A 21,838-nucleotide genomic window follows, 5' to 3' on the forward strand; every position below is an offset into this window, starting at 1 on the left:
TCTTGCCGAGGACGCTACGGCGTGGAGCGGTGGGACAAAATAGGACAAATCGACATCAATCACTGGCTGAAGAGCGGTTGTTGGCCCCCACACCGCGCTGACAAGGTTGCCGCGCCCGCCCCCTGTTCCAGGGCCCGTGCCGACATACCCGCAGCAGTGAGGAGCCACCGGTCATGTCATTACTCCGCGGCAATGTCGCATTTCGTCGGTACTGGTCGGCACGCCTGGTGTCGTACACCGGTGACCAGCTCGCCCGGACGGCGCTGCTGATCGCCGTCTACGACCGGCACGGCGGCGGCGCGGTCGCCCTGCTGCTGCTGGCCTCGACGGTGCCCCGGCTGCTCGGACCGTTGCTCGGCGCCCTGGCCGACCGCTTCGACCAACGCCGGCTGATGATCGGTTGCGACACCGCCCAGGCGTTGACGTACGTCGCCGTCGCGCTGCTCGCGCCACCCCTGCCCGTCCTGTTGGCGCTGATCACCGCGGCCACCACGGCCGCCACCGCGTTCACTCCCGCCGGGCGCAGCCTGCTCCCCCGCCTGGTCGAACGCGAGCAGCTACCGGCGGCGAACGCGCAACTCGCGACGGGCGTCAACATCGGGCTCGCCGCCGGGCCAGCCGTTGGCGGCCTCCTGCTGGCGACCGTCGGGCTGACCGCCACGCTGCTCGTGGACGCGGCGACATTCGTCCTCTCCGCGTTGCTGATCGGCGGAGTCCGGGCGCTCTCGACGACCGGCGCGACCCGCCGGCCCGAGCCGTTGCAGACGGTGCTGCGCGAAGGGCTGCGGGTGGTCCGGGGGCACCGCGTCGTCCGCGCGGTATCGGTCGGGTTCCTGGTGATGGTGATGTTCGCCGCGCTGGACAACCTCGCCATCGTCCCCCTCGGACGCGCCGAACTGGGCGCCACCGAGGTCACGATCGGTCTGCTGGGCACCGCCTACGGCGTCGGCATGGTGCTCGGTCCGATGTGCCTGGCGAGAACCGGCGTACGCATCCGGATGGACCTGGTCCTCTACGGTGCGCTGCTCGCGCTCGGCGCCGGAACGCTCGTCACCGGCCTCAGCCCGGTGATCGCGCTCGCCATCGCCGGTCAGGCGGTGGCCGGCGTCGGCGCGGGCTGGCACAACGTCGCCGCCGACACCCTCATCCAGCAGAACGTGCCGGCCGAGCGGCTCGGCGTGGTGTTCGGGACCGTCTACATGTTCCCGTACGCGGCGGAGGCACTGGCCTACGCCGTCGGCGCACCGCTGTTGGCGATGGTCGGGCCACGATGGGTGCTGGTCATCTCGGGGTTGGGTGTGCTGGCCACCCTGGCGCTGATCGCTCCCCTGCTCACCCGGGCCCTCGGGCTACGCCTGCCGACACCGGGCAGGTTCGCAGCGGCCAACGGGTGAGATCGCCCGAGGGGTGCGGCCGGTGGACCAAAGGCCCGCCGACCGCACCCGGGCGATCAGTTCTCGGTGCTGTCGGCCGGCGGCGCGCCCGGCCCCGGCCCGATCTTCTTCGGATCGGTCGGCTTACCAGCCGTGGACGTGCTCGACGAGGTGGTCGTGGTCTCCCCCGACCCGCCCGACTGACCCTCAGGCTCTTCCACCATGCCCTGCTCCTCCAGTTCGGCGAGAGTGACCGCATCGACGTCGATCGTGTCGCCCGGCGCCCAAAGCGTGCCACCCGGATCGGTCCACGAGGCGGACAGTCGTACCTGCACGGGACTCTCCCTGACATGAAACTTCCTGGTACGGAACACTAACCCCGACCGATCGATGCCGTTGCCCGTCCGCACGTCGGGTACCCGACTGGCCGCCCGGCCGCGATACTGACCTCTTTCGCCCACGGAGCTGAACATCGACCTCAAGTGTGGACACTGCGCACGCGCGGCCGGGCCGGACGACCGCTTCTGCGGCGGGTGCGGCCAGCCGCTGGGGGTCACCTGTGCGCACTGCGGGCACGCCAACAGCACCGAGGTCAACTTCTGCACCAGTTGTGGTCAACCGCTGCGCGACCATGCCGTCGCGGTGCAGGAGGACCGGCGTCAGGTCAGCGTGCTCTTCGTCGACATCGTGGACTTCACCAGCTACGCGGAGCGGGCCGACCCGGAGCAGGCCCGCGGTCTGCAGCAGACCTACTTCGCCACGGTGCGCCGGATCGTGCACCAGTACGGCGGGGTGGTCGAGAAGTACATCGGCGACGCCGCGATGGCGTTGTTCGGCGCGCCGGTGGCCACCGACAACGACGCGTTGCGGTGCGTCCGCGCCGGCCTGGAGCTGCAACGGAACCTGGCCCGCCAGCCCGCCGGTCCGCAGCCCCCGCTGAGCTTCCGGGTCGGCATCGCGACCGGTGAGGCCCTGGTCGACCTCTCCGCCACCCGCGACGGTGGGCAGGCCTTCGTGACCGGAGACGTGGTCAACACGGCCTCCCGCCTGCAGGGGTTCGCCCCGCCGGGCGGTGTCGTGGTCGACGAGAGCACCTGGTCGGCCACCCGACACGAGATGGAGTACGCGGACCAACCACCGGTCACCCTGCGCGGCCGGTCCGCGGTGAGCCGGATCTGGCTGGCCGTCCAGGTGCGACCACACCGTGACCCGCGCGGCGCCGAGCTGACCCCGATGGTGGACCGGGAGCACGAGCGCGGCCTGCTGGTCAACGCGCTGCACCGGATGGTGACCGAGCGGACGTCCCAGTTGGTGACGGTGTTCGGCCCGGCGGGAGTGGGCAAGAGCCGGCTGTTGCGCGAGCTGGCCCGGCACGCCGGCAGCCTGCCCGGCCCGCCGATCACCTGGCTCGTCGGGCAGTGCCCGCCGTTCGGCGAGAACGTCACCTGGGCCGCCCTGTCGGACATCGTGAAGACCTGGGTGGGCGTGCCGGAGGTCGACGGCCCGACCGCGCTGCGCGAACGGCTACGGTCCCGGCTGGGACAGCTCGCCGACCCGCACGCGACCCGGCTGGCCGAGGCGCTCGGCCCGCTGATCGGCGTACCCGGTGAACGGCTCACCCCCGGTGAGACCGAGGCCGCCTGGCGGCGGTTCCTGATCACCCTGGCGACGACCGGCCCGACCGTGCTGGTCTTCGAGGACATGCACTGGGCGGACCAGCAGATGCTCGCCTTCGTCGAGCAGTTGGGCGCGTCAGCCCGCGGCGTACCGCTGCTGGTCGTGGCGACCGCCCGCCCGGAGCTGCGGGAACGGCACCCGGCCTGGACCGGCACGATCAGTGGCGCGATGTCCATCTCGGTGCCGCCGATGCACGACACAGACATCGACACGCTCTACTCGCTGCTCCTCGGGCAGGCGACGCTGCCGTCCAGCTCGCGTACCCCGCTGATCGAGTTCGCCGACGGCAACCCGCTCTACGCCCAGGAGTATGCCCGGATGCTGCTGGACGGCGGCTTGCTCGACGCGGTCGGTGCGACCGCCCACCCCGACCTCGACGGCGGCGCGGAGATGCCCCGCACCGTGCAGGCGGTCATCGCCAACCGGCTCGACCTGCTGGACCCGGCCGACCGGGCGGTGCTCCAGGCCGCCGCCGTGGTCGGCGTGGTGTTCTGGGCCGCGCCGGTGGCCATGGCGTTGGGACGGCCGGTGGAGTGGGTGGAGCGCGCGCTGGACCGCCTGCAACGTCGCGACCTGGTGTACGAGCAGAGCACGTCGACGATGCCCGGAAAGTCCGAGTACCGGTTCCGGCACATCCTGGTCCGCGACGTCTGCTACCAGCGACTGCCCAGGGCCGAACGGGTGCTGCGCCACCAACGCACCGCCGACTGGATGGCACAGCTCACCGACGGCCGGCAGTACGACCTGGCCGAGGTGCTGGCCAACCATCGCTGGGCGGCCCACGAGATCGCCCGGACGGTCGGGCTGGACACCGCTCCCTACGCCCCGTCGGCGCGGGCCGCGCTGCATCGGGCGGCCCGCCGCGCGTACGAGCTGCACGCGCTGGACACCGCCGCCGCGCTGGTCGGCCGGGCGCTGGCCCTGGACGTCGGGCCGGACCCGGCGCTGGAGCTGTTCGACGCCCAGCTGGCGTTCTATCGGGACGGGGACGCCTTCCTGGTGGCGGGAGGCACGGACGTCCTCTCCCGGCTGGCCGCGCGGCTCACCACGAGCGGCGACCGGACGGGGGCGGCGCGCGCCTGGACGCTGCTCGCCACCGCCGCCTGGAGTCGGGCCGACCGGTCGGCGACCCTGCACTGCCTGGACCAGGCGATCGGCATCTACAGCGACCTGCCGGACAGTCAGGAGAAGGCGGGCGCGCTGCTGGAGCTGGCCCGGGTGCACATGCTCAACGCGGAGACCGAGCCGGCGTGCACCGCGGCGCGGGCGGCGGCGTCCCTCGCCGAGCGGCTCCAGCTGCGCGAGGTCCAGGCCAACGCGCGGATCACCCTGGCCGTGGCGCGCTACCTGGCCGGCTCCGCCGAGGCGTTCCCGGAGCTGGCGGAGGTGACCGAGCACTGCCGGGTGGAGCGGCTGACCAGTCGCCGCCGGGCGGTGCAGAACCTGGCCTGGGCGTTGCAGGAGGAGGGCGACCTGGCCGGCTCGGCCCGGCTCGTCGACGAGCAGCTCACCCTCGACCTGGGCGGCGAGCACAGCCTGGCCACGAGTTTTGCCGACCAGTGGGCGCGGTCGTACTACGCGGGTGACTGGACGGCGGCGCTGGCGATGGCGGCGGAGTCGACCCGGCGACCGACAGCGGAGTGGGATCTGCACATCGTGGCGGTGTCGGGTTGGATGCGCGGTCTGGCCGGAGCCGAGTTGGTCGTACCCGACGGGCCTGACGACACCGCGGGGTCGGACGCACCGGGTGGGGATCTGGTCGAGCAGGCGCTGGTCGCGGCGCGGCGTACCGGATTCCACCGGGTGCTGCGCTCCACCCTGGCGCACGCCGCCCTCTGCCGGGCGACGCAGGGCCGCCGTGACGAGGCGATGGCGCTGCTCACGGAGCTGGACGAGGACTGGCAACGGACCCGGATGATTCCCTTCGCGGAGTGGGTGCCGGCCGTCGGGCACGTCGCCGGGGTGCTCGGCGCGGACGCCGCCCGGCTGGTCCGGCAGTTGCTCGACCGGGCGCCCCGGACGACCCCGTGGGCCCACGCGGCCGGTCAGGTCGCCGACGCCACGTTGGCGCGGCACGCCGGGGACTCATCGACGGCGGTGAACCTGCTGCGCTCGGCGGCGGCGAGCTACGCCCGGATGAGCGACGTGACCGACGAGATCATCACGCTGGCGCTGGCCATCGGCCCGCTTGCCGAGACCGACCCACCCGCCGCCGAGGCGACCCGGGCCCGCCTGCACGACTTCGCCAGGCGCCACCACGCCCCCGCCCTGCTCCACCTGCCCTGACCGACGACCGGGGCCGGCGCCGGTGGCTCAGGCGGCCAGCGGCGTCGGGACGGGCTGCTTGAGCTTCTGGGCGTAGACGTCCACGTACTCCCGGCCGGAGAGTTCCATCAACTCGTACATGATCTCGTCGGTGACCGCGCGCTCGACGAACCGGTCGCCGGCCAGCCCGGCGTAGCGGGAGAAGTCCAGCGGCGCCCCGAACCGGATCCGCACCCGATCGATCTTGGGGATGAGCTTGCCCGGGGGCTGGATCTCGTCGGCGTTGAGCATCGCCACCGGCACCACCACCGCGCCGCTCTCCAGGGCGAGCCGGGCCACACCGGTCTTGCCCCGGTAGAGCCGTCCGTCCGGGGAGCGGGTGCCCTCGGGGTAGATGCCGGCCACTCCCCCGGCCCGCAGCACCTGCAACTGGGTGTCCAGGGCGGCGCGCGCGGCCCGGCCGCCGGAGCGGTCCACCGGAATCGTGCCGGTGCCCACGAAGAACATCTTGGTCAGCCAGCCCTTGATCCCCTTGCCGGCGAAGTACTCGGCCTTGGCGACGAAGGTGACCTTCCGGGCGGTGATCAACGGCGTGAAGATCGAGTCGGAGAAGGACAGGTGGTTGCTCGCCAGGATCACCGGACCGGTCGCCGGGACGTTGCGCAGGCCCTCCACCTGCGGGCGGAAAATCAGCTTGAGCAGCGGACCGAGAATGACGTACTTCAGCAGCCAGTAGAGCACCGGCGTCCCTTCCCATGGTGTGCTCGCGACAGCGCCAGCCGTCGTCGCCGACGAGCCTACGAAGCGAGCGCTCTCACCACAACGGACGGACGAGCCCCCCGGACCCGCCCCGCCGATCATGGAGTTGTGGGGGCGACAGCCCCACGTGCGCCCCTTTTGTGAGTCACCACAACTCCATGATCGGCCCGGCCCAGGCCGGACGCTCCCGGCGATCTTGCAGATTCAGTTGCCGGGATGGGTGTATATGTTTTTTATGTCGCCGCAGGAAGTGCAAGATCGCGGGACTCAGGGGTTCGTTCGGGCCGTCGAACCGCCACGCTGAGGGTGGAACCTCGCCGGTACGCCCACCTGTCCTCGGAGAAACCCCGGAGAACACAGCAGGGGCGTGCGGCGGTCGACGAGAAGGTGAGCGGCGTCATCCGCTGAGGTCTCCTGTTGACAAGGATCAGCAAGAACGGACATAGGCGCCCCGCCGCGACCTGCGGGTGCAGCCGTGACTTTGCAAGACGCGACACAACGCACTCCCGGAACCGGGTCCTGACGTGTCACGATTCAGAGCACGGCGTGCGGACTGGCGCCGAAGGGCAGCGGTGGCCGCGCCGGAAGGCGCGTTAAGGGGGATGTCCGGGTGTCAGCGGGTGGGGCCCGCCGGGGACGGCGGGACAACGGGCTCGACGCGAACGAGTACGCCGTCGTCGGCGACGTCGATCCGCGCGTCGGTGAGCACCTGCTCGACGTGCTGGCCGCCGGTGGGATCGCCGCCTACCTCCAGCCCTCCGCCGACCTCAATCCGGTCACCCGCACCACCACGGTGCCGGCCCGGCCGGTCGACCGGCTCTACGTCGACCGCTCGCACCTGACCACCGCCCGGGACTACCTGACCCAGCTCGCTGACGAGACCGCTCCGGAGCAGCCACCGGCTCGCGACGAACCGGACATCGACGCCGAGTGGGCGCGGATCGTGGCGGGCTTCCACACCACCTCCACGCCCGGTGACAACCCGTGGCCAGCCTCAGAGGACGTGGACGAGCGGGACAACCGGGACGAGTCGACCTCCGGGCCGCTGACCCGCTCCGGCACCGACGAACCGGGTCCGACCGCCACCGACGTTCGTCGGCTGCCGTCCGCGACGGACATCTCCGGAATCTCGGTGGGGCGGGGCACCCGACCGGACGAGCCGTCGCTGCTGGACGGGTTGGACACCTTCGGCGCCGACCTGCCCGACGACGAGGACGACGAGGGCTACCACCCGCCGCCACCGCCGCCGCTGCCGCGGGTCAGCAAGTACGCGGTGATCGGCGTGCTCGGGGTGGTCGTCGGGTTCGTGCTGTTCCTCTTCCCGTGGCTGCTCCCGATCGACCGCTCGGCGGTCACACTGTTCGGGTTCACCGGCATCCTGGCCGGTTTCGTCACGCTGATCTGGCGGCTGCGCCCCGGCGACGAGGACGAGGACGACCCGGACAACGGCGCCGTCGTCTGACGGTCGGCCCGCATCCCGAGACAGCAGCGCCCCGCCGGGGGCGTAACAGTGGTGTAACTTACTGTCAGTAGGAATACCGCTGTACGTCACTTCCCCCGCTGACTGACCGGTTTTTCCTTGCTCGCGGCGGTCAGTCCTCTGCTGATCGGAATGCCCGAGATGCGACAGAGTTCTCTCGTGGTGGTGGCCAACCGCCTCCCCATCGACGACAACCAGGCCCCCGACGGGGCCTGCGAGTGGCGGCGCAGCCCGGGTGGGTTGGTCAGCGCGCTACTTCCGCTCCTGCGACACACACCGGCCACCTGGGTCGGCTGGGCCGGTGGCACCGGGCCGGCCCCCGCCCTGCCGGACGTGGACGGCGTGCGCATGCACACGGTCGCGCTCAGCCCGGAAGACCTGCGCGACCACTACGAGGGGTTCGCCAACGCCACCCTCTGGCCGCTCTACCACGACTCGGTGGAGCAGCCGCAACACCACCGCCGGTGGTGGGAGGCGTACCAGCGGGTCAACCAGCGCTTCGCGGAGGCGACCGCGGAGGTGGCCGAGCCGGGCGGGGTGGTCTGGGTGCAGGACTACCACCTGCAACTGGTCCCCGGTCTGCTGCGCGCGCTCCGGCCGGACCTGCGCATCGGGTTTTTCCTGCACGTCCCGTTCCCGCCGCCGGAGTTGTTCATGCAACTGCCCCGCCGGGCGGAGCTGCTGCGCGGCATGCTCGGTGCCGACCTGGTCGGCTTCCAGCGGGGGCAGGCGGCGCACAACTTCGCCCAGTTGGTGACCCGGGTGCTGGAGCTGCCAGCCACCGACCGGCGGATCGGCATCGACGACCGGGTCGTCCGCATCGGCGCTTTCCCGGTCTCCATCGACACCGCCGAGATGGCCGCGCTCGCCGACCGCCCGGACGTCGCCGCCCGGGCCCACCGGCTCCGTCGGGACCTCGGCGATCCCCGGCAGGTCGTCCTCAGCGTGGACCGGATGGACTACACCAAGGGCATCGAGCAGCGCCTCAAGGCGTACAGCGAGTTGCTCGCCAGCGGCGACGTCAAGGTCCGCGACACGGTGCTGGTGCAGGTCGCCATGCCGAGCCGGGAACGCGTCGGCCAGTACCAGATCCTGCGCGAACGCATCGAACGCGAAGTAGGCCGGATCAACGGCGAGTTCGGCCGGGTCGGTGAGCCGGCGATCCACTACCTCACCCAGCCCTTCGACCGGGCCGAGCTGGCCGCGCTCTACCGGGTCGCCGACGTGATGGCGGTGACCCCGCTACGCGACGGGATGAACCTGGTCGCCAAGGAGTACGTGGCCGCGCGGGTCGACGACACCGGCGCACTGCTGCTCAGCGAGTTCGCCGGCACCGCCGCCGAGCTGTCCCAGGCGTACCTGGTCAACCCGCACGACCTGGAAGGGCTCAAACAGGCCCTGCGCGCGGCGCTGCGGGCCGACCCGGCCGACAGCATGCAGCGGATGCGGGCCATGCGCGCCCACCTGCACCAGCACGACATCCGGGCCTGGGCCCGCTCCTACCTGCGTGCCCTGGACGAGGGCGGCGCCCTGATCAGTCGCCTGACCGGCACCGACACCGATGGCGTCGCTCGGGTGCCCCGACCGGCCACCCCGACGGGCAGCCCGGCCAGCCATCAGGCCGGCGGCTGACCGCCGGGCGGCCCGGCGGCTCAGTGCGCCGCCGGCTCCTTCTCCAGCCAGTCCAGGATCGCGTCGATCGGCTCCGCCCACCGCGCGTCCAGCATCAGGTCGTGGCCCATCCCGGGGAAGAGCAGCGGGGCCGACCCGTAGCGGCGGGCCACCCGGGTCAACGTCGACGCCGGCACCACCCGGTCGTCCGGGCTGCCCAGCACCAACACCGGGGGCGTGCCCACGGCCGGCTCGGCCTCCGGCTCGCCCAGCAGCGCCCACTGGGCCCGCCGGCCCGCCCGACCGAGGCGTCCCACATACCGCCGGGCCTCCTCGTCGGGCAACTCGCGGCTGAACAACTGCCCCCGGTTGAGCCGCAACGGCCCGCCGAACACCGCCGGCAACGTACCCGCCGGGTTGCGGCGCAACGCCGCGCCCAGCACTCCCCAGCCGCCGAAGACCGGCGCCACCAACACCGCGCCCCGCGCCGGGTAGCGCGCCAACGCGTGTGCCACCACCAGCGCCCCGGCGCCGTGCCCCACCAGCACCGCCTGCCGCGGCAGGCTCGCCGCCACCTGGACCACGTCGTGGGCGTACGCCCGCAGCGTCGCCTCCGGCGCCGGCTCGCTGCCACCGTGCCCGCGCAGGCTCACCGCGTACGCCGGGAACCCCCGCGACGCCACGTGACCCAACCAGTGCTCGGCGAACGCCCACGCCCCGTGCCCGAACCCGGGTACGAACAGCAGCGGCGGCCGCCCCTGCTCCAGTTCGGGGACCGCGCTGAGCACCTCCCGCCGGGCCGGCCGGACCGGCCGGGACCACTCCCGACCTCGCATGATCCGCAGCTCGCTACTCGCGCTCACCGTGCCAGCCTTTCGTTCGCGACTGCGGGGCTCGCAAGCTCACTCCTCGCGCTCACTTGCCCTCCAGCTCGACCAGGGCGCGTTGGATGGCGCGCAGATAGTCGGCGTGCCCGACCTCGAACCAGTGCCGGCTGCTGTCCTTGACCGGCCCGGAGTACCGCTCCCCCGCCCGGTCCCGCACCCGGGCCGCGAACGCCGTGGCCCGCTCCGGCCGGTCCCGGCGGGCCTGGAGCAGCCGGGCGAAGAGCACCGTCTGCCAGTGCGACAGGGTGAACAACCCGGAGTCCGGTTGCAGCAGGCCGGCGACGGCCAGGGTCGGGTGCCCCGGCGTGAACGCGTTGAGCCACAGCGTGGGCCGGCCCGCGCCCGCGCTGTCACCGAACACCGACGCGTCGAGGAACTCGAAGCGGGGCAGGTAACCGGTGGCGAAGACGACCACCTCGGGGTCGATCTCGCGGCCGTCGGCCAGCTCCACCGCGTACGGGTGGAACCGGGCGATGTCCGGCACGGGGCCGATCCCGCCGTGGCCCACGTAGTACACGAGCTGGCTGTTCGCGATCGGGTGCGTCTCGTACACCCGGTGGTCGGGCTTGGGCAGGCCGAAGCGGGTCAGGTCGCCGACGGTCAGCCGCAGCGTCCAGTGGTAGAGCCACTGCCGCACCCGCAGCGGCACCCGCAGCGCCAACAGGGTGTCGTTCACCTGGTCGGCGGGGCGACCGAGCACGTACTTCGGCGCGTACCAGTAGCCCCGGCGGGTGGAGTGCCAGCAGCGCGACGCCTGCTGGGCGGCCTCGACGGCGATGTCGCAGCCGGTGTTGCCGGCGCCGACCACCAGCACCCGCTTACCGCGCAGCTGCGCCGGGTCCTTGTAGGACGAGGCGTGCATGATCTCGCCGCGGAACTCCTCCAGGCCCTCGTAGCGGGGCAGCTTCGGCGACCAGTTGTGGCCGTTGGCGATCACCACGGCGGCGTACCGGGCGGTGCGCTCCGGGCCGTACCCGCCGGTGGAGCGGGTGGTCACGTCCCACCGGTCCCCCTCGACGGGCTCGACCCGGATCACCTCGGTGCCGAACCAGATGTGCGAACGCAGGTCGAAGTGGTCGGCGTACCGCTCGAAGTAGGACAGCAGCTGACCGTGGTGCGGGTAGTCCGGCCAGGAGTCCGGCATCGGGAAGTCGGGGAACTGGGTGAACGGCTTCGACGAGATCAGGTGGGTGCTGGCGTACACGGGGCTGCGGTCGTGCCGCCAGTTCCAGGCGCCGCCGACGCCCGTCTCCCGCTCGTAGCAGTCCACGCCGAACCCGTGCTCACGCAGGTTCTTGATGGCGGTCAGCCCGCTGGCCCCGGCCCCGATGACGCAGACCGTGTCGCCCCGGTCGGAGACCGGGCGCCCGTCGCTGTTCGCCGTGGGCGAGGTCGCCTCCGGGTCGGGCCGGCCGTGGTCGGTGGAGGTGGACACCGGGGACATCTCCTTTTGGTACGGCAGGCGTGCCGGTCGCCGCGAAATCCTCTCCACAACGGGGCCGGATGTCCAGTCCTGAACCGGAGGCACCGACGGTCGAGCCGGGGTCGGGGGTCAGCCGCTGGTGGGCAGCAGCAGGTCGACCAGGACCGGGAAGTGGTCACTGGCCCGGCGGGTCTGCGGGGTGTCCACCACGTCGTAGTCGACCACTGTGATCCTCGGGTCGACGAAGAGCGCGTCGATACGTCGGCGCGGGTCGGCGCAGGAGTAGGTGAGCCGCTCGGCCCGGTCGGCCGCCACCGCCGCGTCGGTCAACCCGCGCGCCACGGTGGCCCAGGCCGGCCCGTCCGGACCCTCGTTGAGGTCCGCCCCGGCCAGCACCGGGCTGGTCGCCGCGTCCAGACCGCGCTTGAACTCGGTGGCCTGCGAGGGCCGTTCGGCCGGGTCGGTGGACAGGTGCGAGCCGGCGAGGGTGAACCGGGCGTCACCGACGCGGCAGTCGGCGTACGCGGCGCCGCGCAGGTGCCGGCCCGGGGTCAGCGGAAAGCGCTGGCAGCGGGTGCCCAGCACCTGGACCCGCAGGCTGGTCAGGAGCAGGTTGCCCAGCGCGGGCAGCCCACCGGCGGCCACCACCAGACCGAACGACTCGGCCAACGTGGCGGACTTCTGCCGCCACCGGAACCGGCGCGGCCCCTCCTGCACGATCACCACGTCCGGCGTCGCGGCCCGGACCACGGCCGCCAGCGCGGCGGTGTCGTCGCGCTGGCTGTGGACGTTGTACGACACCACGCGCAGCGGCACACCCATCCCGGACCGCCTCAGATCCGGCGGGCCAGGTCGGCGGCGCCGATCACCCCGGCGCTGTTGCCCAGCTCCGCCGGGAGCACCTCGGCCACCGGCAGGCGACCGCGCTGGGCGAGCGCGTCGAGGTACGAGCGGCGGGTGGGGCCGAGCAGCAGGTCACCGGCGTCGATCACGCCGCCGCCGACCACCAGGGTCTGCGGGTCGAGGATCTGCGCCATGTCGGCGAGGCTGGTGCCCAGCCACCGGCCGATCTGGGCGAACGCCTCGGCGGAGACCGGGTCGCCGCCCTGCGCCGCGGCGGTCACCATCGGGCCGGTGATCGCCTCGGCCTCACCGCCGGCCAGCTTCAGCAGTGCGGTGGCCCGGTTGGGTTCCTGCCGGGCGCCGGCCCGGGCGAAGCGGACCAGGGCGCTGCCGCTGGCGTACTGCTCGATGCAGCCCAGCCGGCCGCAGCCACACTGGTGCCCGTCCGGCACGGCCAGCATGTGGCCCAGTTCCGCGGCGATGCCGTGCGCGCCGCGCATCAGGTCGCCACCGAGGACGATGCCGCCGCCCACACCGGTGCCGATGGTGAACATGATCATCGAGTCGTCGGCGTCGCGGGCAGCGCCGTAGCGGAACTCGGCCCACGCGGCGACGTTCCCGTCGTTCTCCACGATCACGGGCAGCCCGATGGCCTCGCTGACGTACTCGCGCAGCGGTTCGTCACGCCAGGCCAGGTTGGGCGCGAAGAGCACGGTCGAACGGCTGGCGTCGATCCAACCGGCCGCGCCGATGCCGACGGCCTCGATGGTCCGCCCGGCAGCCAGTTCGCCGACCAACTCGATGATGACGTCGCGGGTCTTGGCCACGTCATCGGCGGGAGTGTCCCGTCGGGTCTGCACGAGGACCGTGCCGGTGTCGTCCACGACACCGCCGGCCACCTTCGTGCCACCGACGTCGACTCCGATGGTCAGCGTCACCGCTACCGCCCCCCTCTGCTGTGCTGTCCGGCCCGGTTCCCGGCCCAGTGCCGGTCCGGGTCGGAAGGTCCCGCGCTCAGGCGCCGTCGCCCGATGCTTCCGCGTCGGCGTCGTCGGGCACCCGCGATGCGGGCACCACGGGACGGGTGGTCGGCGCCGGTACGGTCGCCGTCCCGGCCTCGTCGACGGGTGGTACGGCGGCCGGGGCGAGTGGGTCCGCCGTCCGGGTGGCGACCGACCAGACATCCCGCTCCGGCGCCGGCTGAGAATCATGCCCGGTGCGGGTGGCATCGCGCCACACGTGCTCGTCGACGGTCGCGGTGGGCGGGCCGCTCGGGGGTGGCTCGGGGAGTACGTCGTCGGTGCTCGCGGCGGGTGCCGGTGAGGACGGGGTGGCCGGCTCGGCGGCCGGCTCGGCGGTCCCCGGCGCGGACGGTTCCGCCGGGGAGAACGCGCGGAGCAGGCTGGCGACACCCGCGGCGAGGTCACCGGCGCCGGTCGCGAGCCGTTCGGCGAATTCCGGACTCGGGTCCCGCAACGCGGCGATGCCCCGACAGACCGGGCAGACGCAGCATTCGGCCGAACCGGTGGCGAAAGCACCACCTGCGCCGGAGCGGGCGTCCGGACCTGCGCTGTGACCGAGGACACCGGACAGCATCCCGCCCAACGAGCCGAACGCGCCGCCCGCCGAGCCGGCGGAGGCCAGTCGCGCCCCTGCCAGCAGGGTGGCGACCAGCCGCTCCGCCTCTTCCCGGGCCGAACCCGGATCCGTTCCGCCCACCGTCGGCTCCTCTACCGTGCCACCGGACACGTCACTGCGCCGCACCGGTTGCTTCTACCCGGCGCTTGAGCTGCTTCAACGCGGTGTCCATGATCATCTTCTCGGCCTTGCGCCGAAACATCCCGAGCATGCCGACCGACAGGTCGACCTCCAGCGTGTAGGTCACCGTCGTGCCGCCGTCCGGGTTACCCACCAGGTCGTACGAACCACGCTGGGCCTTCTGCATCTTCGAGGGGGCGACCAGGTGCCACTCGATCCGGGAGAGGTCCTCGGCGTACTCGTAGGCGAGCACGTACTCGTCGGCCATCACCCCGGCGTCGATGGTGAAACGCACCTGACTGGCGTAACCGTCCTCGTACTCCTCGACGACCTCGGCGCGACGCACCGCGTCGGTCCACTCCGGGTAGCGCGCGAAGTCGCAGATGACCGCCGTCACCCGATCCGGTGCGGCGCCGATGATGATCGACTGGGTGGAGGAGTCCGCCATGGGGGGAGGCTACCCGCCTCCTGGGTGTCTCACCCCGACCGCCCGCCGGGTAGGTTTCGACACATGCCGACGCCACGGCGGCGGCCGGCCCAACCAGTGCGAGCACGAAGGAGTGCAGGTGCGCGAGTTTTCCGTCCCGCCGATCGTCACCGTTGGCGACGCGGCCAACCTCACCGATCCGGTCTGGGACAACGCCGAAGTCGCGCCTGACACCGTCCAGTTCGCCCGCCCCACCCCGCGCGCCGACGGCACCGTCACCGAATGGACCGAGGTGACTTGCCTCCAGTTCCGCGACGAGGTGGCCGCCGTGGCCCGCGGGCTGATCGCCGCCGGCATCGAGCCCGGTGCCCGGGTCGGGCTGATGAGCCGCACCCGCTACGAGTGGACGCTGCTGGACTACGCCATCTGGGCCGTCGGCGCGGTGACAGTGCCGATCTACGAGACCTCCAGCAGCGAGCAGGCCGCCTGGATCCTCGAGGACTCCAACGCGGTGGCCGTCGTGGTGGAGAGCGAGGCGCACGCCGCCCTGATCGCCGGTGTCCGGCACCGGCTGCCCGAGCTGGGCCAGGTCTGGCAGATCGACAGCGGCGGGGTCGACGAGCTGGTCACCACCGGTGCCACCGTCGAGCTGGCCGAGGTCGAGCGGCGGCGCAAGGCCGTCCGTGCCGGCGACCTGGCCACGATCATCTACACCAGCGGCACCACCGGCCGGCCCAAGGGCTGCGTGCTCACCCACCGCAACATGTACGCCGACATCGCCAACGCCGTGCCGGTGCTGCCGAACCTGTTCAACGCCGGCGCGAGCACCCTGCTCTTCCTCCCGCTGGCGCACGCCTTCGCCCGGCTCATCCAGATCGGCGTCGTGCAGGCGCGAGCCACCATGGCGCACTGCGCCGACACCAAGAACCTGGTCGCCGAGCTGCAGGCGTTCCGGCCGACCTTCGTGCTCTCCGTACCCCGGGTCTTCGAGAAGGTCTACAACGCCGCCAAGCAGAAGGCCGAGGCGGACGGCAAGGGCGGCATCTTCGCCCGCGCCGAGCAGGTCGCCATCGCGTACAGCGAGGCGTTGGAGACCCCCGGCGGGCCCGGCCTGACGCTGCGCGCCCAGCACGTGGTCTTCGACCGGCTGGTCTACCGCAAGCTGCGCGCCGCGCTCGGCGGGCGGTGCCGGGACGCGATCTCCGGCGGCGCGCCACTCGGCGCCCGGCTCGGCCACTTCTTCCGGGGCATCGGCGTGACGGTGCTGGAGGGCTACGGCCTCACCGAGACCTCGCCCGCCGCCGCCGCGAACCTGCCCAGCGGCACCCGGATGGGCACCGTCGGCCGTCCGCTGCCCGGCGTGACGGTGCGGATCGAGGACGACGGCGAGATCCTGATCTCCGGCGAGCTGGTCTTCCAGGGTTACTGGCGCAACGAGGCCGCGACGACCGAGACGATCAGCACCGACGGCTGGTTCCGCACCGGCGACCTGGGCCAGCTCGACTCCGACGGCTACCTGAGCATCACCGGCCGCAAGAAGGAGCTGATCGTCACCGCCGGCGGCAAGAACGTCGCCCCGGCGGTGCTGGAGGACCTGGTCCGGGCGCACCCGTTGATCAGCCAGTGCGTCGTGGTCGGTGACGCCAAGCCGTTCATCGCGGCGCTGGTCACCGTCGACGAGGAGGCGCTGCCGACCTGGTTGGAGAACGCCGGATTGCCCCTCGACACCACCGTCGAGCAGCTGCGCGAACACGAGGGCCTCCGCAAGGAGCTCCAGGCCGCGGTCGACGCCGCGAACCAGGCCGTGTCGAAGGCCGAGGCGATCAAGGTGTTCCGGGTCCTGCCCCACGACTTCACCGAGGCGACCGGCGAGCTGACCCCGTCGCTCAAGGTCAAGCGCCAGGTTGTCCACAAGACGTACGCGGCGGAGATCGCCGATATCTACCGAGGCTGACTACCATCCGTCACGTGCCCGCATCCACAGCCACCGCCCCGCACCCGCATCCCCTCGCCGCGGCCGCCCGCGCGGTGATGCTGGCGCTGGTCGCCATCCTGACCCTGTTCGCCACCCGCGACGTCACCCAGCTGTGGTGGATCGCGCTGCTGGCGGTGGCCGGGCTGCCGTCGCTGCTGGCACCGCAGCACCGGTTGGTCGGCCCGCTGAGCCGGGTGGCCGAGGTGGTGGTGCTGGGGCTGGCCGCGAGCCACGTCGCCGCGGTGGCGTCCATCGGTGGCACCGTCGACGGCCTGGGTGCCTCGGCGGTGCTGCCGTACCTGGCGGTCCCGGTGACCGTCACCGCGCTGCGCCGCCGCTTCCCGGAGGGTGCCGCGCTGCTCGTGGTCACCGCCGCCACCCTGCTGCTCAGCGGCGCGCTGACCCGGGTCGACGGTGGTCTTCAGCTCGGCCAGCCGGGTTACCTCGCGGTCTGCGCGCAGTGGCTGATCCTGGCGGCGTTGGGGCTCTACGCCGCCGGCACGCTGCACCGGGTGATGGCGGTCCGCGGTGAGGGCAAACCCCAGCCGTACGCCGAGGCGACCCGGCTGCTGACCCAACTGCGGACGGTGGCCCGGCAACTGCCCGGAGCGACCCTTGACCCCGGCGGCATCTCCGAGCACCTGCTGGAGGAGCTGCGGACGGTGGCCCGCGCGGATCGGGGCGCGGTGTTGTCGGCCAGCGGCGGCGGTCGCCTCGTGGTGCTCGCCCAGGCCGGCGTCGACCGGGTGGACTGGGAGACGACGCTGGACGCGGACTCGGCGATCGCCGACGCCTGGGCCACCCAGCAGGCCACCACGGCCGCCCGGTCGCAGTCCCGCTCGCACCGCGGCGGCGACGTGTCCGCGCTGATCGTTCCGCTGGTCGCCGGGGTGCGCACGGTGGGGCTCGTGGTGCTGGAGGCCGACACCACGCAGGCGTACCCACCGCCGGTGGTGTCCCGGGTGACCGCGCTGACCCGCCCGGCCGCGCTGCGGCTGGAGGCGGCGCTGCTCTTCGACGAGGTGCGCTCGCTGGCCACCAACGAGGAGCGGCAGCGGCTGGCCCGGGAGATCCACGACGGGGTGGCCCAGGAACTAGTGATGGTCGGCTACGGCATCGACAACGCCCTGGCCACCGTCTTCGACGACGCCGACGAGACCGCCGAGGCCCTGCGTACGCTGCGCGGCGAGGTCACCCGGGTGATCCAGGAGCTGCGGCTGAGCCTCTTCGAGCTGCGCAGCGAGGTGGACCGGCAGGGCGGGTTGGCCGCGGCGATCGCCGAGTACGCGCGCACCGTGGGCGCTTCCGGCGGGCTGCGGGTGCACCTCTCGCTGGACGAGTCCACCGCCCGGCTGCCGGCCGCCACCGAGGCCGAGTTGCTGCGCATCGCGCAGGAGGCGGTGACCAACGCGCGCAAGCACGCCGGGGCGTCGAATTTGTGGGTCACGTGCGAGATCGACCCCCCGTACGCGCAAATAGAAGTGTCGGATGACGGTCAGGGGATGGCTGACCAGCGCCCGGACGGACGGTACGGTCTTGCGATCATGGCCGAGAGGGCGGAACGTATCCGGGGCCGGTTGGAGATCAGGCCGCGGCAACCCAGCGGCACGACCGTGGCGGTGGTTCTCGGCACCTCGGCCCGGCGCGATAACGTGCGCGGCAGCGCAGCACCAGAAGGGGAGTAACCCGAGGATGACCACAAGTCCGATACCGGCCACCCGTACCAAGGTCCTCCTTGTCGACGATCATGACCTGATTCGCAAGGGTTTGCGGCACGCCTTCGAGCGCGACCGCCAGTTCGAGGTCGTCGGTGAGGCGGCCACGGCGGCGGAGGGAGTACGCCAGGCCGGCGCCTTGCAGCCGGACGTGGTGATCATGGATCTGCGGCTGCCCGACGGCAGCGGCCTGGAGGCCACCCGCGCACTGCGTAAGTCCAGCGCGTCGATGGGCATCGTGGTCCTGACCATGTACGCCGGCGACGACCAGCTCTTCGGCGCCCTGGAGGCCGGCGCGAGCGCCTTCGTGCCGAAGACCGCCCCGGCCGACGAGGTGGTGGCTGCCGCACGGCACGCCGCCTCCTCCCCCAGCGCGTTCACCGCCGCCGACCTGGCCGAGGCGATGAAGCGCCGGCTCGCCCCGTCCGGCCCGCAGTTGTCTCCCCGGGAGGGGCAGGTGCTGCGGCTGCTCGCGGACGGCATGAGCGTGGCGGGCATCGCCAAGCAGCTGTTCGTCAGCGAGTCCACGGCGAAGACGCACATCTCGAAGCTCTACGAGAAGCTCGGCGCGGCCAACCGGGCTCAGGCCCTGATGACCGCGCTGCGGCTGGGCCTGCTCGAGGCACCGGACGCGCCGAAGTTCTGACCTGCCTCCCGCTCGTCGAGCGGGACGACGCGACCGACGGTCCGCGCCAGCTTCTGCCGGCGCGGACCGTCGCGCATCGACCGACGTCGGCGGGCAACCTTCGGCGCGCTATGGTCTGGCGTGCGTGGCGGGTGCACAATACCCGCGCGGGCGATGATGCTCGCGTCGCGGATTCGAGGGGTGAAACGCATGCAGCGGCCGGACTGGGCACCCGACACCATCGACATCGAGCGCCCGAGCGTCGCGCGGATGTACGACTACTACCTCGGCGGCTCGCACAACTTCGCCGCCGACCGGGCCGCCGCGCAGGCCATGGTCGCCGCGGTGCCCGAGGCACCGTTGATGGCCCAGGCCAACCGGGCGTTCCTGCGCCGCGCCGTGCACCACCTCGCCGACGCCGGCATCCGGCAGTTCCTGGACATCGGTTCGGGCATCCCGACGGTCGGCAACGTGCACGAGATCGCCCAGCAGCTCGACCCGCGGTCGCGAGTGGTCTATGTGGACGTCGACCCGGTGGCGGTGGCGCACAGCCGCGAGATCCTCGCCGGCAACGAGCAGGCCGCGGTCGTGCAGGAGGACCTGCGCAACCCGGAGGCGATCCTGGCCCATCCGGATGTCCACAAGCTGCTCGACCTGAGCCAACCGGTGGCCGTGATGATCGTGGCCGTCCTGCACTTCGTCCCCGACGACGACCGGCCGGCGGAGCTGCTGCGGACGCTGCGCGACGCGTTGGCGCCCGGCAGCTACCTGGTGCTGTCGCAGGCCAGCGACGACGGGCGCAGCGAGGACGAACGCGCCGAGGCGGAGCGGGTCTACCGGCGCACCGACAACCCGTTGTCGGTGCGCAGCCGCGCCGAGCTGACCGCGCTCTTCGACGGCTTCGAGCTGCTCGACCCCGGCGTGGTCTGGGTGCCCCAGTGGCGACCGGACACCCCGGAGAGCGCGGAGGACGCCGAGCGCGCGGTCTTCATGGGCGGCGTCGGGCGCCTCGGTGACTGAGTCGCCCGGGGCGGGCCCCTACCCGGGGACCTTCGCCCGGGCCTGGGCGAAGGCGGTCTCCGGCACCAGCTACCTGCCGATGACCCAGGCCCAGTTGGAGTCTCTTTTGGACCGGCTCACCGGGCAACTGGCCGGGGCGTTGCTCACCGAGCCGTTCGACCTGCGTGCCGGGCACCGGGTCGGTGCCGAGTTGGTCGCCGCGCACATCGCGTCCGCCGAGGGGCTGGGTCGTACCGTCGAGGTCATCCAGCTGCGCCTGGTGCGCGACCTGGGCCTGGTGGCCGAGGACGTCGAGGACCGGATGGCCCGGCTGCTGGCGGCCGTGGCGACCGGCTACGCCCGCGCGCTGCGCGACCGGACGCTCGACGAGCAGGAGTCGATCCGCCGCGCCGCCATGCGGGCTCGCACCCAGGCCGAGCGGGCGCTGCGGGCCAGCGAGGCCCGTTTCCGGCATCAGGCCACCCACGACCCGCTGACCGGCCTGCCCAACCGCACGCTGTTCACCGAACGGCTCGCCGCCGCGCTGAACGAACCGGGCCGGGGCGCGCAGCGGGTCGGGGTGTGCTTCCTGGATCTGGACCGCTTCAAGGTGGTCAACGACACGCTGGGGCACCAGATCGGTGACCTGCTGCTGGCCACGGTGGCCGAGCGGCTGCGCAAGGCCATGGGTGAGCACCTGGTGGCCCGGCTCGGCGGCGACGAGTTCGTCATCCTGGTGGAACGCACCGCCGGCACCGACGACATGGTGGCGGTGGCCGAGACCGCGCTCGCCGCGGTCGGCACACCGGCCCTGGTCGACGGGCACGAGTTGCAGATCTCCGCGAGCATCGGCATCGTCGAGCGCCAGGTCGCCGGGGCCAACCCCACGGACCTGATGCGGGCCGCCGGCAGCACCCTGCACTGGGCGAAGTCCGCCGGTGGGGCACGCTGGGCGCTCTACGACGCCGAGCGCAACCAACGTGAACTGGCCCGCTACGCGCTCTCCGCGGCGATCCCGGCGGCGTTGGAGCGGGGCGAGTTCTACCTCGACTACCAGCCGCTGACCTCACTGCGCGACGGCAGCCTGGTCGGCGTGGAGGCGCTGGTCCGCTGGCGGCACCCCGAGTTGGGGGTGCTGCGCCCGGACAGCTTCATCGGGTTGGCCGAGGAGACCGGCCTGATCGTCCAGCTGGGCGGTTGGGTGTTGGCCGAGGCGTGCCGCGAGGCCGAGGCGTGGTCGGCCGGGGGTGCCGCCGCGCCCTTCGTCAGCGTCAACCTGGCGGTACGGCAGGTGCACCGGCCCGGGTTGGTGCAGGAGGTCCGGGCGCTGCTGCGGCAGACCGGCCTGCCACCGGAGCGGCTCCAACTGGAGATCACCGAGAGCACGATGATGAGCACCGCCGAGGAGCCGGTCCGCGCCCTGCGGGTCCTTGCCGACCTCGGGGTGCGCATCGCCATCGACGACTTCGGCACCGGCTACAGCAACCTGGCCTACCTGCGGGACCTGCCGGTGACCGAGCTGAAGGTGGCCGGGGAGTTCGTGGCCGGCCTGCGGTCGCCCTCGGTCGGCCGCACCGACGAGCGGATCCTCGCCTCCCTGGTCTCGCTGGCGCACGCGCTGGACCTGACCGTCACCGCCGAGGGGGTGGAGACCGCCGGGCAGGCCGAGCGGCTACGCGCGATCGGCTGCGACGCGGCCCAGGGCTGGCACTTCGGCCGCCCGGCCCCCGCCGATCGCATCCTGGCCCGCATCCGCTGACCCTCGGGCCCGCCCACGCCTCACCCGTTCCCGCCCACTTCCCACACCGCGGCTCACCCAGCACCCATCACCCGCAGCTCGCCGGGCTCACCAGTTGGGCGCTTCACGAAACCCGCAGGGGAGCAGCCGTGGCCGGGGGGTCGAGCGGACGACGCGAGCGGACAGCGGGTCACGTCCGCGCTGGTGGTGTAAGAGACGGCCATCGCGGGATCCGTTTGATGTTAAGCGGCGATCGGGCTGGGATCGGTGTGGTCGGTGTTGT

17 protein-coding genes are annotated in these 21,838 nt (G+C 72.5%); 9 read left to right on the plus strand and 8 right to left on the minus strand.

The window, feature by feature from the left end:
• The first annotated feature begins 173 nt into the window (after positions 1-173).
• Positions 174-1,394, plus strand: a complete 1,221-nt coding sequence (locus ACIBEF_RS15935) for an MFS transporter (RefSeq protein WP_396794033.1) — start codon at positions 174-176, stop codon at positions 1,392-1,394.
• A gap of 56 nt (positions 1,395-1,450) precedes the next feature.
• On the opposite strand, the gene ACIBEF_RS15940 is transcribed toward ACIBEF_RS15935, so the two are convergent.
• A complete protein-coding gene (locus ACIBEF_RS15940; RefSeq protein ID WP_396794034.1) occupies positions 1,451-1,846 on the minus strand; it encodes a hypothetical protein in 396 nt (131 codons plus the stop codon).
• Here ACIBEF_RS15940 and ACIBEF_RS15945 point away from each other — a divergent pair.
• A complete protein-coding gene (locus ACIBEF_RS15945) occupies positions 1,845-5,336 on the plus strand; it encodes an adenylate/guanylate cyclase domain-containing protein (protein ID WP_396794051.1) in 3,492 nt (1,163 codons plus the stop codon). The two genes, ACIBEF_RS15940 and ACIBEF_RS15945, sit on opposite strands and share 2 nt — an antisense overlap.
• Before the next feature lie 27 nt (positions 5,337-5,363).
• Here the strand turns inward: ACIBEF_RS15945 and ACIBEF_RS15950 are convergent, their stop codons facing one another.
• Positions 5,364-6,056: a lysophospholipid acyltransferase family protein gene (locus ACIBEF_RS15950; RefSeq protein ID WP_396794035.1), complete on the minus strand. Its 693-nt coding sequence runs from the start codon at positions 6,054-6,056 to the stop codon at positions 5,364-5,366.
• Positions 6,057-6,684: 628 nt separating this feature from the next.
• Here ACIBEF_RS15950 and ACIBEF_RS15955 point away from each other — a divergent pair.
• Entirely contained in the window at positions 6,685-7,536 is an 852-nt protein-coding gene (locus ACIBEF_RS15955) for a DUF308 domain-containing protein (protein WP_396794036.1), read from the plus strand.
• 159 nt (positions 7,537-7,695) lie between these two features.
• Complete coding sequence (locus ACIBEF_RS15960; RefSeq protein ID WP_396794037.1) at positions 7,696-9,186, plus strand: trehalose-6-phosphate synthase; 1,491 nt, start codon at positions 7,696-7,698, stop codon at positions 9,184-9,186.
• A gap of 20 nt (positions 9,187-9,206) precedes the next feature.
• Here the strand turns inward: ACIBEF_RS15960 and ACIBEF_RS15965 are convergent, their stop codons facing one another.
• From ACIBEF_RS15965 to ACIBEF_RS15990, 6 genes are all read right to left on the minus strand, one after another.
• Entirely contained in the window at positions 9,207-10,001 is a 795-nt protein-coding gene (locus ACIBEF_RS15965) for an alpha/beta hydrolase (protein WP_396794052.1), read from the minus strand.
• Between the two features lie 79 nt (positions 10,002-10,080).
• On the minus strand, positions 10,081-11,487 hold the full coding sequence (locus ACIBEF_RS15970) for a flavin-containing monooxygenase (RefSeq protein ID WP_396794038.1): 1,407 nt from the start codon (positions 11,485-11,487) through the stop codon (positions 10,081-10,083).
• A gap of 117 nt (positions 11,488-11,604) precedes the next feature.
• On the minus strand, positions 11,605-12,297 hold the full coding sequence (locus ACIBEF_RS15975) for an endonuclease/exonuclease/phosphatase family protein (protein WP_396794039.1): 693 nt from the start codon (positions 12,295-12,297) through the stop codon (positions 11,605-11,607).
• Positions 12,298-12,308: 11 nt separating this feature from the next.
• Positions 12,309-13,256, minus strand: a complete 948-nt coding sequence (locus ACIBEF_RS15980) for an ROK family glucokinase (RefSeq protein ID WP_366608819.1) — start codon at positions 13,254-13,256, stop codon at positions 12,309-12,311.
• 76 nt (positions 13,257-13,332) lie between these two features.
• On the minus strand, positions 13,333-14,037 hold the full coding sequence (locus tag ACIBEF_RS15985; RefSeq protein ID WP_396794040.1) for a hypothetical protein: 705 nt from the start codon (positions 14,035-14,037) through the stop codon (positions 13,333-13,335).
• Positions 14,038-14,068: 31 nt separating this feature from the next.
• Positions 14,069-14,524: an SRPBCC family protein gene (locus tag ACIBEF_RS15990; RefSeq protein WP_396794041.1), complete on the minus strand. Its 456-nt coding sequence runs from the start codon at positions 14,522-14,524 to the stop codon at positions 14,069-14,071.
• Between the two features lie 118 nt (positions 14,525-14,642).
• Here ACIBEF_RS15990 and ACIBEF_RS15995 point away from each other — a divergent pair, with 118 nt between their 5' ends.
• The 5 genes from ACIBEF_RS15995 to ACIBEF_RS16015 all read left to right on the plus strand — a co-directional run bounded on the left by ACIBEF_RS15995 (position 14,643) and on the right by ACIBEF_RS16015 (position 21,576).
• Entirely contained in the window at positions 14,643-16,457 is a 1,815-nt protein-coding gene (locus tag ACIBEF_RS15995) for an AMP-dependent synthetase/ligase (RefSeq protein WP_396794042.1), read from the plus strand.
• A gap of 14 nt (positions 16,458-16,471) precedes the next feature.
• Complete coding sequence (locus tag ACIBEF_RS16000) at positions 16,472-18,163, plus strand: GAF domain-containing sensor histidine kinase (protein WP_396794043.1); 1,692 nt, start codon at positions 16,472-16,474, stop codon at positions 18,161-18,163.
• A gap of 7 nt (positions 18,164-18,170) precedes the next feature.
• Positions 18,171-18,839 carry a response regulator transcription factor gene (locus ACIBEF_RS16005; protein ID WP_030337723.1) on the plus strand — a complete coding sequence of 223 codons (669 nt, stop codon included), beginning with the start codon at positions 18,171-18,173 and terminating at the stop codon, positions 18,837-18,839.
• 189 nt (positions 18,840-19,028) lie between these two features.
• Entirely contained in the window at positions 19,029-19,838 is an 810-nt protein-coding gene (locus ACIBEF_RS16010) for an SAM-dependent methyltransferase (protein WP_357229564.1), read from the plus strand.
• Between the two features lie 79 nt (positions 19,839-19,917).
• On the plus strand, positions 19,918-21,576 hold the full coding sequence (locus tag ACIBEF_RS16015) for a bifunctional diguanylate cyclase/phosphodiesterase (protein WP_357259781.1): 1,659 nt from the start codon (positions 19,918-19,920) through the stop codon (positions 21,574-21,576).
• Positions 21,577-21,838 lie beyond the last annotated feature (262 nt).

This window comes from Micromonospora sp. NPDC050795, assembly GCF_044456785.1.
Lineage (GTDB): Bacteria > Actinomycetota > Actinomycetes > Mycobacteriales > Micromonosporaceae > Micromonospora.